Source organism: Limnohabitans sp. (assembly GCF_031539105.1).
Lineage (GTDB): Bacteria > Pseudomonadota > Gammaproteobacteria > Burkholderiales > Burkholderiaceae_C > Limnohabitans.
On the sequence record NZ_JAVKLM010000036.1, the window covers coordinates 56,998 to 74,422 of the forward strand.

The window sequence follows — 17,425 nt, forward strand, 5'->3', positions numbered from 1 at the left end:
CAGGCGAGTTACATGAACAAACTAGGAATACGAATGAAGATGCCTTTGGTGTAGTCCACCATCGTGTTGATCATCCAACCACCGGCCAACGACATGGTCAAACCAATGGCCAAAATTTTGGGAATAAAACTCAAGGTCTGTTCGTTGATGGAGGTGGCGGCTTGAAAAATACCCACCACTAAACCCACAATCAAACCCACAGCCAACAAGGGACCCGAGATGATCATCGTCATCCACAGGGCTTGGCGGGCTAAATCGACAACTGCTGCGCTATCCATGGTGCGACTCCTTAAAACACAAAGCTGTTGGCGAGAGAAGCCATCAAGAGCGTCCAACCGTCAATCAGCACAAACAGCATGAGCTTGATCGGCATCGAAATAATCATGGGCGACAACATCATCATGCCCATGGACATCAACACGCTGGCCACGATCAAGTCGATCACCACAAACGGGATGTAAATCAAGAAACCAATCGTGAACGCACTTTTAATTTCTGAGGTGATGAACGCTGGCATGAGCGTGGTGAATGGCACTTGGGTGGCATCCGTCAACTCACGGCGATTCGAGATTTGCATGAACATGGCAATGTCGTCTTCACGGGTTTGCTTGGTCATGAAATCGCGCACGGGCACTTCGGCTTTGATCAAGGCTTTGTCAAAGTCCAAGGTACCGTTCATGTAGGGGCCCACGGCATCTTTGTAAACCGTTTCAAACACGGGCGACATGATGAAGAAAGTCAAGAACAAAGCCAAACCCACCAGCACGGTGTTGGGTGGCGTTTGTGCAGTACCAATGGCTTGACGCAGGAGAGACAACACAATGATGATGCGCACGAAAGACGTCATCATCAACAGCATGGATGGCAACAGCGTGAGCGTCGTCATCAAGCCTAGCAATTGCAGGCTCATGCTGTATTGCTGACCGCCTTTGCCGGCAGCGCCTGTCACGTTGACCAATGGAATACCTTGGGCGTGCGACACCATGGGCAAGGCTGCCAAAGCGATCAGCAGCAAAGCCAAGATGACGTAGAGAATTTTTTTAGTGATGGGCTTACGCAGCATGGCTGGCCTCCTGTGTCCATGCGTGCAGTGTTTTGACCTCGGCGGGGCTGACACTGGCCAGCACCATTTGGTTGTCCACCTGAATCAGCACCATCTTGTGCTTGAGGCTCAAAGGCAAGGCTTCGAGCACTTGAATGCGTTTGTCATCCAAACCATTGGCCGCAAAGCCACGGTTGCGCTTGACCCACCACAGGGCGCCGCACAGCAGCAGCAACACACTGAAGGTGCTGGCGAAGAACTGACCCCAATCGAAACTTTGCATGATGTTTTTCCTGTGCGCGATGACGGTTTTTTGACACTGGACGTGCCTATCTCTAGGGGTATTGCAAGGCGCGTGCCAGCTTGGTGTCACGGTATAGTTATTTCATGCATTCACCGAAACACCCATGGGCCTGATTCGCGACCTGATTCATGCAGGCGGCACCGGCGGCCTGAGCTGGCATGTGCAGGCCTTCCACGCGCGCAAGCGCTGGCAGCCCACGCTGCAACTGATCGACCAGTTCTTGGCGCAGGTCAACCCAAAGTCAGACCATTTGCTCTTGATCGGCGGCAGCGCGGGTTGGATGATGCCGCCCAACTGGCTGGCCCGCTTCAAACGCATCGACGCCTATGACATTGACCCCTTAGCACCGTGGCTGTTTGATGGGCAACACGGCAAGCGCTTGAAGACACAAGGCATACAGGTGCAGCACCACCGCCAAGACGCGCTGGCTGCCCTGCCCGAGATTCTGAAAGAACACCCACAGGCTTGTGTTTGGTTTGACAACGTGCTCGGGCAACACCGCTTTCGCGTGCGCGATGAGGCGCGTGTCGAACACGAGTTGGCACAACTCAAAACAACGCTGAAAGGTCGCCACTGGGGCAGCTTGCACGATGTGTGGTCGGGGCCAACCGATGGACGTTTGTTGCCTGCAGGCCTGAATGTGTGGAGCCATCATGTGATGGCCAAGCAAGGACTAGAGCCTGCGTTTTCACAAAAACTGTTGGCCAGCGTAGGGGCCAAAGACGCGTGGCATGACCACCTCACCAGCCATGTGTTTGCACACAACACCCACACCACTTGGATGCCTTGGGCGTTCAAACCCAACTACTGGCATTGGCTGCAGGCGGGCTGGGTCAGCGCCTAAAGGACTGTTGATCAGTGCTTGAGGTTGTAGAGGGTGATGCCTGCGGCATCCATCTCTTTTTGTTCGCGCTTGCGGTGGTAGTCGCGCACCGCCTTGAGGTCTTGTTCGACCAAGGTGTCCATTTGAATGCGTTTTTGCTCAGCCGCCTTGAGCGCTAAGCGCTTGACCTCAACAGCGTGCTGCGCTTCCATCAAGTCCACATTCACACGCGAAATCAAGGATTGCAGCTGCTGCATGAAGCCACGAAAGTTCAGTGTTTCAGCCATGCTGTGCGGGCGGCTCTCGGCCTCTTTGCTTCGCACCACATAGTCGGCCAACAGCAGCTGCATACGCTCGCGGCTTTGCTCAAGTTGCGTCACACGGTCGCGCGCTTTTTTCAGCTCGACGAAGGCCTCGTCACATTTCTCTTTGGCTTTTTTGGCCAACACGGACCAGGCGGCGCGTGGTTTCATGACAGCATATGGCTCAATTGGTTACGCGTCATCGCGTAGTCTTGGCCCTTGTCCATGTCTTGGCGAAGGAAGTCCACCATCTGCTCGCGCAGGCGAATGGCATCGTCCAGCTCGGGGTTCGAGCCCGCCTCATACGCCCCCACTTGCACGAGATCAGCATTTTGTTGGTAGACCGACCACAAGCGGCGCAGCTTGTTGGACTGCTTCAACTCTTCGGGGCTCACCAAGGTTTGCATCACACGCGAAATCGAACCGTTCAAGTCAATCGCTGGGTAATGCGCTTGGTCAGCCAAGCGGCGTGACAACATCACTTGCCCATCCAGCGAGGCACGTGCAATGTCCACAATCGGGTCGTTGCCGTCATCGCCTTCGGCGAGCACGGTGTAAATAGAGGTGATGGAGCCGTGGCCATGACGGCCCACGCCTCCACGTTCAATCAAGTTGGGCAGCAAAGCAAACACCGAGGGTGGATAGCCTTTAGCAGTCGGTGGCTCGCCAATGGCCAAGCCAATTTCGCGCTGCGCATGGGCCACACGGGTCAAGCTGTCGCACAGCATCAACACGTTTTTGCCTTGGTCGCGGAAGTATTCGGCAATCACATGCGTCATGTGCGTGGCCTTGAGGCGCAACACCGGCGACACGTTGGCAGGTGCGGCAATGACCACCGACTTGGCCAAACCTTCAGCGCCCAAAGATTCTGAGATAAAGGCCTGCACTTCGCGGCCACGTTCACCAATCAAACCAATCACCACAATGTCGGCTTTGGTGAAGCGCGTGAGCATGCCCAAGAGCACACTCTTACCCACGCCTGAGCCAGCGACCAAGCCAATGCGTTGGCCACGGCCAATGGTGAGTGCGCCATTGATGGCCTTCACACCCACATCCAAAATATCAACAATGGGTCCGCGCTCCATGGGGTTGAGCGGGCGGCCCAGCAAGCTGAGCTGGTCGGGCAAATGCGGCATGGGCTTGCCATCAATCGGCACGCCACGACCATCAATCACACGACCGAGCAATTCATTGCCCAAGCGCACTTGGCCCGAGTTAGACATGACGCGCACCGTGTCGCCAGGGCCCACACCGACAGGGTCGGTGAAAGGCATGAGGTACAAGGTTTTGTCGTTGAAACCCACCACCTCGGCTTCGACGCGGTGACCATCTTTACCCATCACTTCGCAGCACGCACCCAAGGGGGCCATGATGCCGCGTGTCTCCAAAGTCAGGCCGACCAAGCGCACCAAGGTGCCGCTGCGTTGCGGCTCAGGGGTGCGTAGCTTGGGCAAGCTCGTCTGCACTTCTTTGGAGAAATCGATCATGCTTTATTTGCCAATTTGAATCATGCCGCGAATCGCCGAAGCCACACGCGCTTGGTCGGATTGCACCACCATTCGCACGACGCCAACTTTGTCTTCATAGCTGTTGGCACTGTTGAGCAGCTCTGGCGGAATGGTTGGCTTCTTGGCCTTTTGCTGTTCTTTGCGAATGCGGTCTTTGATTTCAGCCAAAGACTCGCCTTCGCGAATTTCAATCTCGCCTTCAGCCAAAGCTTCCTCAGCTTCTTCGTCTGACGCATCGGCCAAAGGCGCTTCAACGGCAGCCTCTGCGATGACGTCTTCTACCGGCGCCTCAACCACTTCAACAGGCGCTTCTTCGACCACCGTCTCAGGCACCACGGCCTCTAGGGGTTCGGGCACCACTTCAGGCTCAGCCTCAGGCACAGGCTTGGGTGTTGGCTTGACAGGTTTTTCAAGCAACATCATTTGGTACTTGATCTTGTCCGCGCGCTGAGCTTCAAACAACTCCGCCTTGCGCATCATCTCGCGCTCTACCGCGTCCACAGCGGCGCGTTGCATGTCACTGTTCGAGGCAACTTGCCCCACCATATTGAGCACAAACGGGCGCACGATGGTCACGATCACAACCATAAAAATCAAACCCATCAACAGGGTGTTGATGACGTCAGGAATGAACATCGCCGTCCTCCGCTTCTTCTTGTTGAACGTCCACAATTTCTTTTGCAAGGGGCGACTTTTCGCGCCATGCATCCACATCGACCAGCAAGGCTTTGGCCAAGCCCTCCAAGCGATGCTCTACCAAATCTTCCACCACGGTGTCGTTTGCAAACACACGCACGCTGCCAACTTTCAAATCGGGCACTGCTTCTAGGCGCATACCTTTGAGGAAGTCTGCGGCTTGCGATTGCAAGCGGGCTTTGTCCTCGGGGTTGAGCTCCAACACCACGGCACCGTGCACGGGGTGATCGAGCTCTTCCAAGCAGCGTTGCACCAACCGTTCGATGCCTTTGCTCGAAGTCTCTAACTCACCCACTACCACTTGCTCTGCAATGTGCAGTGCGAGGCGCTTGAGCGGCTCAAAAAATTTCTTCGGGTCTGCCATCAAGTCAACCAAGGCGTTGGATGCGTTTTCAAACACAACCCGCTGCGCAGCCATCTCTTCTGCCAACTCAGCACGCACGCGCGCATCGGCTTCGGCCATGCCTTGTTCTTTGCCTGCCAGCAACCCCTCAGTCAAGCCTTCGGCCTTGCCTTGCGCCATGCCTTGGGCCAAGGCCTCTTCTGTGGCTTTGGCCACAGCCTCACCCAACGCAAGGGCAGCTTCTTCGCGCGCTTGAGCCAAGCCTTTGGCAAATTGCTCGGCTTCGCGTTGTTCAACTTCTTCGGGCGCAATGCCACCCACAACCGCGGGCAACACTGGCTCAGTAGGCTCGATCGCTGCCTGTGCTTCTTGCGCAGCCGCTTGTTCAGCAGCCGTCTGGGCTTCTTGCGCAGCAGCCTGTTCAGCAGCCGCAGCCTCAACCACAGCTTGAGCTGCTTGGGCTTCAAGAGCCAAGGCCTGCACGTCTTGTGCATCTTGCGCATCAGCCACATCGGGATGAATCACGATCGGGTCAGCCACCTTGTCATCAGAGGTGATGGGGCTCACCACCAAACTCTCGGCCATCTCTGCCTGCGCCAATGCGCGTTGCAGCACAGCGGCATCCACATTGACGCGTAGCTTGGTCTTGCGTGATGCGCCATAGGCATCCATCACGAAAGGCAAATGTTCATTCGTTTCACTGCCGGCCAAAGAGGCGGGCTTTTCTTCGCCCAAAGCTTCGTTGCGGTACTCGCCTTCCAGCAGCGCCAACGAGGCTTGCGCTTGCTTGCTCAGCGGTTGTTTGGTGGGCTGGTAATGCGCCGCCGAAAACCCGCTGGACTTGGTTGAAAAACCAAGATCAGCAAACGCCTCTGGCACGTCGCTGGTCCAGCTGGTCGTGGCATAGCCACGGCTGCTTAGCTTGTCAGCAATGCCGGCGTTGGGTTGCCATGGAACGGCAGCCCGAGCGGGATGGGGTTGATTAAACAAAGTCTGCGCCGCCCAAGATCAATTCGCCCGAATCGGACAACTTACGCGCCTTGCGCATGATTTGCTTTTGTGCGTCTTCCACGTCAGCCATGCGTTGTGGGCCTTTGGCTTCCATGTCGTCGCGGAACATGCCGCGTGCACGCTCGGACATGTTGTCGAAGAAACGGGCTTGGCAGTCTTCGCTGGCGTTTTTCAAAGCCATCATCAACAAGTCTGGCTCCACCGCACGCATGAGCACCTGAATGCCTTTGTTGTCCACGCTGACCAAGTTCTCGAAAGTGAACATGTTGTCTTGAATCTTGAGCATCAAGTCGGGGTCGATCTCGTTCAAGCCACTCATGATGCTGTTTTCCAAAGCCGTCTTGGTCAAGTTCATGATCTTGGCAGCCGCTTGCACGCCACCAAAACTCGATGACTGAGCCGACGCGTTCTTAGAGAACTGCTGCTTCATGATGGCTTCGAGTTCGGCCATGGCCGAAGGCTGCACGGTGTCCAAACTGGCCACACGTTGAATGACTTCAGGGCGCACATCGGGCGGCAAGTAGTTCAGCACGTCGGCTGCCACTTCGCTCTCGAGCAAGGACAAGATGATGGCCACCACTTGGGGGTGCTCACCACGAATCATGTCGGCAATGCCGCGTGCGTCCATCCAGGTGAGGATGTCCAAACCTTTGGTGCCTTGGCCCGGCATGATGCGGCCCAACACCGAGGCAGCTTTGTCGTCGCCCAATGCCAAGCGCATGACGCGCTCCACATAATCGGCGCCACCAATGCTGACGTTGTTTTGGTTTTTCAAATGGTCCACAAACTCGTCCAGCACAAAGTTGACCGCCTCTTGTGAGAAGTTGGCCACTTGCACCATCGCAGCACCCAGCGCTTGAACCTCTTTGGGGTTTAAGTATTTGATGATCTCAGCCGCTTGCTCTTCACCGAGCAAGAGCATCAAAACAGCAGCACGTTGGGTGCTGGTAATGTTGGCAAGCTCAGCGCGGAGCTTGTCGGTCATCACAATAGAGTCGTCAGCCATGATTCAAATCCTCAGAAAATTTATTACTTCTCGATCAAGCTCTTGAGCACACCAGCCACGCGGGTGGAGTCCTCAGCCATGATCATGCGAATCAATGCCACTTTATCGTCATACGAGTTGGCTGTGTTGAGCAAGTCAGCCGAAATCGACTGCTTCTTCGGCTTCATGCTCGCCATGCGGGCCTTCACCGATTCCAGCGATTCGCCTTCTTCAATTTCAATTTCTTCCGAAGACTCTTCGGACGCTGTACTGGCTGCGTGATGGGCTGCAGCTTCGGCTGCAATTTGCGCATCACGCTCAGCACGCAGGGCTTCTTCGCGGAGTCGGGCTTCTTCAGCCGCCAGCGCATCAGCTGCAGCTTTGGCTTCGGCTGCCAAGCGGGCTTGCTCGGCGGCGTAGGTGGCTTCTTGCGACAAGCGGGCAGACTCTTCAGCGGCACGCATGGCCTCTTCAGAAATACGCAGCATCTCGCCGTCATGTGTTTTCTTGGCGTGGGCCGCAGCGGCTTGTGCTGCTGCGTTCTCGGCCGTGGCCACATCAATCGCCATCTGCGCTTGGCTGGTGGCTGCATAAGCCGCTGCCGCTGCCAAGGCTTTGGGGTCAATCTCGGGGGCCAACAAGCGGCGCACCATCGGACGAACCACAGTCAAGAGGATCAGCAAGAAGATGCCACCCACCACACCGGCGTTCACCATGACTTGGTAGTTTTCATCACGCCACCATGGAATCACCGTGGGGTCGTACTGAGGTTCAAACTTAGTGCCCACCACGGTCACCACGTCGCCGCGGTCGTTGTTGAAGCCCACGGCGCCTTTGACCAATTGGTTCAAGCGTTCGATTTCTTCAGGGGTGTAAGGCACAGACGTTGGGGTTGAACCATCGGCGTTCTTCTCGACCTTGGCACCGGGTGCCACAGGGCGTTCGTTGATCAACACACCCACACCAATTTTGGTGATCACGCCCATGGCGCCTTTGGTGTGGCGCACAGCGCGGTCGAGTTCGTAGTTTTTGGTGCTGCGCGCCGTCACTTGCACGCCCTTTTCGCTCACGCCCTTCAAGGGGTCGGCGTTGGTTTGTGTGGTGGCTTGTGGGTTGGTGGGCGCTGGTGGCGTGTTGGACAACGCGCCAGGAATACCAATCGCATCACGGAAGGTGTTGCGGTCTTCCACAAACAATTCAGAACGGGTCTTGGGGCCTTTGTCTTGTGCGTCAAAGTCTTCGGTCGTCACTTCGGTTTGTGTGAAATCCAAGCTCATGCTCACCTGAGCCGTCACGTTGGTCTCGCCCACGATGGGGGCCAACAACTGGATCAAGCGGGTACGATACAGGTCTTCCATCTGTTGCTTGTGCGTGAGCTGCTGAGCGGTCAAGCCCAAAGGCGCTTCCGTCAACATGTCGTTCATCAAGCTACCAAAGTTGTCCACCACCGACACGTTTTCAGGGGCGAGGTAAGGCACGCTAGACGCCACCAATTGGATGATGGCTTGCACGTTGGCCGATGAAATGGTGCGACCAGGCAAACGCGTGATGATCACCGACGCCTTGGTGGGCGCACGGTCACGCACAAACACGCTTTGCTTGGGCGCGGCCAAATGGACGCGGGCTGCTTTGATGCCGCCAATTTGAATGATGCTGCGTGCGAGCTCTTGCTCCATCGCGTTGTTGTAACGCACCTGCTCCATGAACTGGCTGGTGGTCATGGCAGGCATGTCTTTGAGGTTGTCCATGCCCGATGCATCTGTGCGTGGCAAACCTTTGGAAGCCAACAACATGCGGGCTTCTTGGTAACGGGTGGTAGGCACAGAAATTTGGCCGGTGTTGGCATCCACCTCAGGCTTGTATTCAGCCGTCTTCAAGGCTTCGATGGCCAACTGCTTGTCCGCATCGTTGAGCATCAACACCAAGGGGCGGTAAGGCGTGGGCTTCATCGAGGTGAAGAACACCGCCACCGACATCAGCAGCATGAAGATCACCACGAAAGGCAAAGCCTTGCGCACGCTGGGTTGACGCAGCACGTCCATCACCACCGCGCCTGGGCCTTCTTTGGCGTTGAGCCATGCGGGCATGTTGTTCGAATTGCCGGCAGAAGCACCATTGGCGTTGTTTGCGCCAGTGGTCTCTAAGCCTGCGGCTGTGGGCATGCCCACGGCGTTCATGTTTAAGGTATCAGTTGCCATATCAGTCTCTCAATCCTGTATCAAACAGGCATGTTCATGATTTCTTCGTACGCTTTCATCACTTTGTTGCGTACTTGCAAGGTGGCTTCAAAAGCCAGTGACGATTTCTGCATGCTCAACACCACTTCGGTGAGGGGCACTTCTTCGCCACGGTCATAGGCTTCTTGCATGGCCGATGACTTCAGCTGGGTTTCGTTGACGCTGTCGAGCGCGTTTTGCACCGACTTGAAAAAGTCGGGCTGGCCTTCCACTTTGGCGGCCTTCGCTTCACCCGCTGGCGAGTTGACACCCGTTGCTTGGGTTTGGTGCGAACGCAGCGTTTCAATCATCGATTGAATGTTGGCGTTGGAGATGCGATCAATCATGCTGAGGCTCCTTCATTCATGCCACGGGTGCGCATTTGTGCCAGCTTGTAGCGCAAGGTGCGTGGGCTGATGCCCAACTTGGCAGCTGCCTCTAGGCGGCTGTCGGTGCTTTGAATCGCGGCCATGATCACCTGCAGTTCGCTGGCTTTCACCGCGCTATCTAAGTTGATCGGGGCTGCTAGCTCTTCGCGTGTTTCGATGGGTGCGGCGGCATATACAGGCGCTGGGCTGAAGTAGGCGGGCCCTGCTGCGGCCACGGGCACTTCAGCCAAGGCTTGCGGCATCACCGCTGTCATGCTGGGCATCGCTGGCATGGCTTGCTCGTCCATTTGGGCATCGTCAAACATCAAATGCGCTGGGCTGATGGTGCGGCCACCGCTCAACACCACGGCACGTTGCACCACGTTTTCGAGTTCGCGCACATTGCCGGGCCATGGGTAGCTTTGCAACTGCACTTGCGCTTCAGGCGTGACCGTGAAAGGCACACCCCCTTTGACGTGACGGGCCAACGACTGCGCCACCAAAGGCACGATGTCACCTGGGCGGTCTTTCAAAGGCTGAATGCGCAAGCGGAAGGTGCTGATGCGGAAATACAAGTCTTCGCGGAATTCGCGTTGCTCGATGGCGAGCTTCAAATCTTTGTTGGTCGCCGCGATCACGCGGATGTCGAGGTCGATGGTGGCTTCGCCGCCCAAGCGGTTGAGTTTTTTCTCTTGCAAGACGCGCAGCAACTTGGCTTGCAAGTTCATGGGCATCTCGCCAATTTCGTCCAAGAAGATGGTGCCGCCATGGGCTTGTTCAAACAAACCTTTGTGCTCTTTCAAAGCGCCCGTAAAAGCGCCCTTCTCGTGGCCAAACAACATGTCTTCAATCAAATGCTCTGGCATGGCCGCACAGTTGAGCGCCACAAAGGGGGCCTTGGCGCGAGGTGAAGATTCGTGCAACACACGGGCCAACACTTCTTTGCCAGCGCCTGTGGGGCCGACCAACAAAGCGGTGACATCGGTTTGTGCCACGCGTTGGGCCAAGGCCAACAAATGCTGGCTGATGGGGTCCACAAACACGTAGCTCTTGGTTTTGAGTTCGGGGGCGTTCAAGCCTTTCACAGCGCCTTGCCATGCAGAGGCCGACCACTCGTCAGCCGACAACACATGCAAAGCACCCAAGCGCATCGCGTCCACAGCCACTTCCATGCGGCGACGGTCCACGCGACACAGCACGGGCACGGTGTGGCCGAGTTGGGCAATGAGGGTTTGAACTTCTTGGAGCAGCTCGGCGCTATCGCCCAAGCGAATGACCAACACATGTGCGCGGCGCAAAGCCAGCGTGAGGTCGCCCAAGGTAGACACAGTTTCCAGACTGATACCTGCGGCATCCAGCTGGGCGCGATCTGCGGCGTCGATTGGACTGAAAGGGTCCAACCACACGGCATGAATTACGTTGACAGAAGAAGCATTCACTTTGAGTACAGTCCGAAATAAAGGTAAGACTGTTATGCAAATGCCGTGCCAGGCTAAACTGACACCTAAGTGATTAAATTTATGTGCGTCATCGGCCTGCGGGGGTCAGTTTCTCGACGTTGCGACGAGTTACCGACAGGCGTCTTTGAGGCTTTTTGGGCAACAGGCTTAGGAGGCTTAGGCGAAAAACCGCCACAAAACCGCCCGTCCGTCCGCAGCACCTCGAGCGAGGGCACCACTTTCGAACGAAAACCCATGAGCTTGCAGCCATAAGGCAGGCGCACATCCCACGTGATCGCCATGTGGCGACACTCCCAGCAATTGGGGCCCTTTTGAAGGGGCGTGGAATTAGAGACTGCCATTAACCGCCGAGCAGCTTCAAGACCGACTGCTGGCTGGTGTTGGCTTGCGCCAGCACCGCGGTAGCGGCCTGCTGCATGATTTGCGTCTTCGCCAACTCTGTCGAAGCAGACGCGTAGTCGGCATCTTCAATCTGGCTACGAGACGTAGACATGTTCATCGACACATTGGTCAAGTTGTTGACCACGTGGTCCAAACGGTTCATCACCGCACCCATGGTGGCGCGTGTGGCGTTGACCTTGTCCATCGCTGCATCCAACAAGTTGAGCACAGCCGTTGCACCATCACGTGTGTTGATACGCACTTTGCGCGCATCTTCTGCCAAGTCCACGTCACCCGTGATCTGGCCTGTGATGGAGCCGTTCTTACCGAAGTCGGCCAAATCGATGGTCACCACTTGGTTCGCCGAAGCGCCCACTTGGAAGGCCATGCGACCCACTTTAGGAGGATCCATTTCTTGGCTTGCGCGGCCACCGAAAGTGCCCTCGTGGAAGCCCAGTGTCGAGAAGTTGCTCAGTGCGCCAAAACCATCAGCACCGCTGCTGATCACAATGGCAGAACCACTCAGGCCTAACTGATTAGGCTTGATGCCATCGGCACCAGGCAAGCCTGGCAACACAGGCGCGTCAGCAATCAGTTTGACCGTGCCGTACATCGTGCTCACGTTTTTGGCGTTGCTTTCGCCAGCCAACACGTTGTCGCTGTAGGCAGTGCTCAAGTCAATTGCTGTAACGTCTGTTTTACCTGCGCTGTTGGCGGTCACAGTGCTAATCGTCAAAGTTTCTGCACTGGCGGCGCTTAATTTCGCACCGCGAACGTCAAAGCCACTCCCCGCCACTGTCGAAGTGATCAGCACAGACGTTGTATCTGCGGGATCAATCGAAGCCAAAACATTCTTCAAATCTGCATTGGCGTTGATGGCGTCTTTCAATGCAACCGCTGACAACACAGGTGTTGTGCCGCCTGCTGCAGATACAGAAACCCCGTTGATCATGACCGTCTGCGTATCTGCAGCAGCTGTCGTTCCACCGACCTTAACCTTAGAAACTTGCGCAACTGCGCCGCCCTTGTCCAAGCCGAAGTTGGCTGCAGACAAATCGTCTTTGCTGGAGTCAAACCACACCGACATGTTGCGACCGTCAGAGCTCAGGGTTACGCCGTAACCGTTATCTGTGGCAGTCACACCGTGTTGACCCACACGTTGGTTGATGGCATCCATCACCTTGGTGCGTCGGTCTGTGCCAGATTCGTTTTGCACGAAATCCACTTGAATCTCTGTGCCGTTGACCCACAGCGACTGTTTGCCGCTCAGTGGAACACCGGTCACGGTATTGATACCTTTAGACACCACAGGGTTGGCTTCAGCGCGCACACCCGTCAAATTGGTGCTGTCGTTGATCGCTGCAGCCAAAGCAATGGCGCTTGAGCCAGGGTCACTGCTGGTGACCACGGTGTTAGAAAAACGATCGTCGTTGGGTGTGCTGGGGCGAACCTTGACACCATTAATCATCAGATCATCCATGCCCAAATTCTTGACATCAGCCACAGCATTGGGTGTGATTTCTTTCGCTGCCACGCCCATCGCGGTTGCGCTGGCACTCTTGGTAGTCGTCATGGTGTACGAGACACCTGGTGTTTTTGCAGTCAGCAAAATTTCACCAGACTTGTTACCCGCTGTCGCAATGACGCCTAGGTTTTTGTTGGTATTGATCTGTGTGACCAAGTCATCACGCACTGCCTGAGGCTTAGTCAAAGTAGCTGTCGATATGAACGAAGTGCCATTGATCACGATAGTTGCGGTGTCACCACTCGCAACGGTACCTGTGAACTCGACGCTGCTAACTTGTGCTGTTGCAGGTGCCACTGCAGCACGTGCTGCCGTATTCAATACCGACTCATTCTTTGAGTAGTTGCCTGCATCCAAACCGGCACGAGTAATGTCACCTGACGATGCTGAAGTCAGCATCACGGGCGCTTGAATTTTAGATTCCAATGAAATCGTCGAACTTTGCACACCCTCACGCATACCAATGCGGTCGCCAAATACGCTGGCGTTGTCGGGTGTTTCAAAACGCACTTCAATGTTGCGACCGTCGACTGCCACCAAAGAAATACCTTTGGCTTCAGAGCCTGTGTCAATCGCTTTGACACCGGTCTTGTCGCTGATCAAGTTGATGGCGCGTGCCACAGCTTCGCGAGTCGCTTGCGGGTTGTTCAATACCGTGGTGATGTTGGCAGATGCATAGCCGTTGACAAACACCACACCTGAGGTCACGGATGACCCTGTCATGGCTTTGCCTGTAAAGACGTTTTCGTTCACTTTGGCGAACACACCTGTGCCAGGCACAGATGTCAAATATTGGGCAGTCGTGTTGACCGTGCTTGCCAAGCCAGTTGCACCAGGTGCAACTTCAAGCGCAGACACATTGCCTTCGCTGGTTGGGAAGTCAATATTCACCACACCAGAACCTTTGGCGTAAGTCACCAAACGGCCGGTGGACTGGTCAAACAAGGGGCTGGCTTGCAACGCTGTTGCAATTTTCTCAGCTGCATCTGCAGGTGTTTTGTCGGCATTGGTCAGCACCACACTCACACCTGCCACCGTGATGGTGCCAGGCATCGGTGTGCCAGAAAAGGTAATGGACTGTGATTCGCCTTGGCTGATGCCTTGGTCCACGGCCACACGATTAATGGCAGCGGCTTTGGCAATGGCACTGCCTGCTGCGTTGTTGCGCGGTGACTGCATGTCGTCAGCAGCCACAGATGGGCCAATCGTGACGCCATTGATCATCAAGTCGCCAGCACGCAAGGTAGGAATGCTGCCTGCCACATCCACGTTGACCGACAAGTCACGTGGCGTTGTTGTGAGGTTAAGAGCGGTGCCAGATGGATCACGGAATGTGTATGACAAATCGTCAGACAACACCGAGCTGTTCAATCCTGCAGTTTTTGCAAATGTCACGACACCGCTGGCAGCAGTCAATGTGCCTGTCAACAAAATAGTCTTGTTGTCTTGGGTAACGAACGATGCTGTGACGTTGGTGTTAACGGAGTTGACACTCATCTTGAGGGCGCCACTTTGTAAGAACTTGCCGTTGTTGGCAAACACTTCCGTTGCACTGGTCATGGCCTTGCGGGCTACGACAGGTGTTGTGGCCGACATGTTGGAAGAACCCAAGGTGATCGCCGTATCGGGTACATCACCATCGGTATTGTTATAAGTGATCTTCAACTCGCCGGTTGTACCGGTCAGCTCAACTTTGCGGCCGGAATTTGCATTGAAGAACGTGCTATCGGTCAAGGTCGATTTGATCTTGTTCATCACCGTAGCCATGCCTGCAGCGGCTTCTGTGGCTGTAATTTGCACAGACACACCTGCCACACTGACGATGCCTTCAGAAGGAACCGTGGCAGGAGAAACTGGCGCCAATGTCAAAGTTTGAACTTCACCAGAGCCTGCACCATTAATGGTGCGCGTGGTGGTTGGGTCAATGAAGACACCACCAAACTGGTTTTTAGAAGTTGCCTTGAACACAGGCATTTCGCCCACGCGTTCACCGGCTGTACCGTTCAACACGGGGAAACCGTTCCACTCGGTGTTGTCGGCAATCTGGACAATTTGTTGCTTCAGCTGTTGGAACTCGAGGTCCAAATAACTGCGCTGCGCGTTGTCGTTGGTATCGTTGACTGCCTGAATGGCCAACTCACGCATGCGTTGCATCATGTCTGTGATTTCGTTGGTCGCGCCTTCAGCGGTCTGGATCAAAGTGACAGCATCACCCGCATTGCGCACAGCTTGATTCAAACTTCGAATCTGCTGTGTCATACGTGTGGCAATAGCCATACCCGCAGCATCATCGCGAGCTGAGTTAATGCGTTTGCCGGTTGACAATTGCTGCATCGCCACACTTTGAGCACGCCCGGAAGTTCCGAGTGCCATCTGTGAAAACAATGCTTTGACGTTGGTGTTAATTACTGCCATTTTTTTCTCCTGACCAGACGTGGTCAATCAAACTTGCAACTGACTAAGCACATGTCGTGCCAACTAATTTTGACGCTGCTAAATAAGGGTTTACCCGTTTTTGTAGATGTCATTTCGTTCATTTAAGTATTCAGTGGCAAGGTTTTGTCACCTAAAACGGCAAGCGATTGCCGCTTGCCGCTCAGTGACACTTGCGTTGCCGCTTAGTGCTGAAGGCCCGCTGTGGGCATCATGGAATCGCTGAAATCATCGAGCGACAGCTTCTCAGCCACCAACTCCACTTGGTCGGGGTAAACGGCCAAACCTTGACGGGCAACGGCCAATGCACGCACTGGATCCAAGTTGCAGCGCAAAGCGCGAACCAACATCACATAAGTAAAGGGTGGTGTGTTGGCACCTTGAATTTCAACCAGCTCATCCATGAGCTCGACAGCCAAAGGCCAGTCTTGGTTCATCATGGCCAACAAGCTTGTAATAGCCAAGATGTCTTCGCTGTGTGGGTACAGGCTCATGCCAGCGTCGCCCAAGGCGTTGGCCAATTCGAGCTGCTCGGTGGCGACGAGCGACTGAATCGTCTCGCGAATTTCAGCAGGGCTGAAACGTTGGATGGTTTGCGCATTGAGCAAGCTGCCGACGGCGGCTTGGTTCATCAATTCTTGAATGAGTGTCATGGATTGCTCCTGCTAGTGGTGTCAGAAAAACATGCCAATCGCGAAAATGCGAAGGCGCATGTACACCTCTAAGCAAAAGTGGTGCCAGACAGCTCTTACACTGATCTAGCTTGCGTTTGCGAACGATCAAACCTAGAATTTGCAAATCAGAACTTTAACTTCGGATTTGCAAGAAATGATTCCACGCCAAGCCACATCCACGCTACAACGCCTTGCCAAGGGGTTTCCCATCGTTGCTTTGACAGGGCCGCGCCAATCGGGCAAAACAACTTTGGCCAAACATGTGTTTGCGCAAAAAGCCTATGTATCACTTGAAAACCCAGATGAACTGGAGTTTGCCCACAGCGACCCACGTCGATTCTTGGCACGTTTCGATCAAGGCGCCATCTTGGACGAGGTGCAACGCTGCCCTGCTTTGTTGTCGTGGCTTCAAACCCTGGTGGACGAGCGCGGTGTGATGGGCGACTTTGTACTCACGGGTTCCGCACAATTTGAATTGATTGCGAGTATTACCCAGTCGTTGGCTGGACGAGTGGGTCGCGTCGAACTCTTGCCACTGACTGCACAAGAGTTGAGAACAGCAGACAAATTACCCAGTGATCTCAACACCATGCTGCTGCAAGGCGGCTATCCAAGCCTATATAACCGTGACGTGAGTCCGCAAGATTGGTTCAGCAACTACATCGCAACCTACATTGAACGCGATGTGAGGCAATTGATAGCGGTACGGGATTTGTCGCAATTTCAACGCTTTGTCAAAATGTGTGCGGCTCGGTCAGGGCAACTCTTAAACCTCACGTCACTGGGTGCCGATTGCGGGCTCTCTGCCAACACCGCGCGAGAGTGGCTGTCGGTCTTAGAAGCCAGTTATTTGGTCACACGCTTACAGCCGCACCATCAAAACTTTGGCAAACGGCTAGTCAAAAGCCCCAAACTTTATTTTCTGGATGTGGGTTTGATGGCTTGGCTATTGGGTATTCGTGATGCCGACACGCTTGACACCCATGCAGCACGCGGTGCGCTATTTGAAACCTTTGTCGTCAGCGAGTTGATCAAACAACGCTTCAACCAAGGCCAAGCCTCGGACTTGCACTTTTGGCGGGACAGCGCAGGCCATGAGGTGGATGTCTTACTTGACACGCCTGCTGGGCTGCAGGCCATAGAAATCAAATCAGGCAGCACCTTTGCATCTGACTGGATCAAAGGCCTCAAAAAATGGCGAAGTATTGCAGGCAGCAATGCTCTACCACCTAAGGTTATCTTTGGAGGCACGGGCATGTACGAGCGAGAAGACTGCAAAGTCAAGGGCTGGCAAAACATCTAATGAAATTTTCTCTGAACGTTTCAAGCTCGCTTGATGTCGTCGAAAGCAAAG

Annotated in this window: 15 protein-coding genes; 2 read left to right on the forward strand and 13 right to left on the reverse strand. The window is 54.9% G+C overall.

Annotated features, from left to right (window positions below; all coding sequences use genetic code 11):
* Positions 1–8 precede the first annotated feature (8 nt).
* The 3 genes from fliQ to RMR24_RS09820 are packed head-to-tail and all read right to left on the reverse strand — an operon-like array spanning position 9 to position 1,325.
* Positions 9–278 carry a flagellar biosynthesis protein FliQ gene (gene fliQ / locus RMR24_RS09810; RefSeq protein WP_310614895.1) on the reverse strand — a complete coding sequence of 90 codons (270 nt, stop codon included), beginning with the start codon at positions 276–278 and terminating at the stop codon, positions 9–11.
* A gap of 11 nt (positions 279–289) precedes the next feature.
* Positions 290–1,063, reverse strand: coding sequence for a flagellar type III secretion system pore protein FliP (gene fliP / locus RMR24_RS09815; RefSeq protein ID WP_405023334.1), 774 nt, complete (start codon positions 1,061–1,063; stop codon positions 290–292).
* A complete protein-coding gene (locus tag RMR24_RS09820) occupies positions 1,053–1,325 on the reverse strand; it encodes a flagellar biosynthetic protein FliO (RefSeq protein ID WP_310614896.1) in 273 nt (90 codons plus the stop codon). The genes fliP and RMR24_RS09820 overlap by 11 nt, the downstream gene beginning before the upstream one ends.
* A gap of 124 nt (positions 1,326–1,449) precedes the next feature.
* On the opposite strand from RMR24_RS09820, the gene RMR24_RS09825 reads away from it, so the two are divergent.
* Positions 1,450–2,190, forward strand: coding sequence for a hypothetical protein (locus RMR24_RS09825; RefSeq protein ID WP_310614897.1), 741 nt, complete (start codon positions 1,450–1,452; stop codon positions 2,188–2,190).
* Positions 2,191–2,201: 11 nt separating this feature from the next.
* Here RMR24_RS09825 and fliJ read toward each other — a convergent pair whose 3' ends face one another.
* The 10 genes from fliJ to RMR24_RS09875 all read right to left on the reverse strand — a co-directional run bounded on the left by fliJ (position 2,202) and on the right by RMR24_RS09875 (position 16,050).
* On the reverse strand, positions 2,202–2,642 hold the full coding sequence (gene fliJ / locus RMR24_RS09830) for a flagellar export protein FliJ (protein ID WP_310614898.1): 441 nt from the start codon (positions 2,640–2,642) through the stop codon (positions 2,202–2,204).
* On the reverse strand, positions 2,639–3,958 hold the full coding sequence (locus RMR24_RS09835) for a FliI/YscN family ATPase (RefSeq protein WP_310614899.1): 1,320 nt from the start codon (positions 3,956–3,958) through the stop codon (positions 2,639–2,641). Before RMR24_RS09835 ends, fliJ begins: the two co-directional genes overlap by 4 nt.
* A gap of 3 nt (positions 3,959–3,961) precedes the next feature.
* Entirely contained in the window at positions 3,962–4,615 is a 654-nt protein-coding gene (locus RMR24_RS09840) for a hypothetical protein (protein ID WP_310614900.1), read from the reverse strand.
* Positions 4,602–6,008, reverse strand: coding sequence for a FliH/SctL family protein (locus tag RMR24_RS09845; protein ID WP_310614901.1), 1,407 nt, complete (start codon positions 6,006–6,008; stop codon positions 4,602–4,604). Before RMR24_RS09845 ends, RMR24_RS09840 begins: the two co-directional genes overlap by 14 nt.
* Positions 6,001–7,035, reverse strand: coding sequence for a flagellar motor switch protein FliG (gene fliG, locus RMR24_RS09850; RefSeq protein WP_310614902.1), 1,035 nt, complete (start codon positions 7,033–7,035; stop codon positions 6,001–6,003). The genes RMR24_RS09845 and fliG overlap by 8 nt, the downstream gene beginning before the upstream one ends.
* Before the next feature lie 23 nt (positions 7,036–7,058).
* On the reverse strand, positions 7,059–9,212 hold the full coding sequence (gene fliF, locus RMR24_RS09855; RefSeq protein WP_310614903.1) for a flagellar basal-body MS-ring/collar protein FliF: 2,154 nt from the start codon (positions 9,210–9,212) through the stop codon (positions 7,059–7,061).
* 20 nt (positions 9,213–9,232) lie between these two features.
* A complete protein-coding gene (gene fliE / locus RMR24_RS09860; protein WP_310614904.1) occupies positions 9,233–9,577 on the reverse strand; it encodes a flagellar hook-basal body complex protein FliE in 345 nt (114 codons plus the stop codon).
* Positions 9,574–11,037 carry a sigma-54 dependent transcriptional regulator gene (locus RMR24_RS09865; RefSeq protein WP_310614905.1) on the reverse strand — a complete coding sequence of 488 codons (1,464 nt, stop codon included), beginning with the start codon at positions 11,035–11,037 and terminating at the stop codon, positions 9,574–9,576. Before RMR24_RS09865 ends, fliE begins: the two co-directional genes overlap by 4 nt.
* A gap of 361 nt (positions 11,038–11,398) precedes the next feature.
* Complete coding sequence (locus RMR24_RS09870) at positions 11,399–15,379, reverse strand: flagellin (RefSeq protein WP_310614906.1); 3,981 nt, start codon at positions 15,377–15,379, stop codon at positions 11,399–11,401.
* A gap of 203 nt (positions 15,380–15,582) precedes the next feature.
* On the reverse strand, positions 15,583–16,050 hold the full coding sequence (locus tag RMR24_RS09875) for a hypothetical protein (protein WP_310614907.1): 468 nt from the start codon (positions 16,048–16,050) through the stop codon (positions 15,583–15,585).
* 175 nt (positions 16,051–16,225) lie between these two features.
* Here RMR24_RS09875 and RMR24_RS09880 point away from each other — a divergent pair, with 175 nt between their 5' ends.
* Complete coding sequence (locus tag RMR24_RS09880) at positions 16,226–17,374, forward strand: ATP-binding protein (RefSeq protein ID WP_310614908.1); 1,149 nt, start codon at positions 16,226–16,228, stop codon at positions 17,372–17,374.
* The last annotated feature ends 51 nt before the right edge of the window (positions 17,375–17,425 follow it).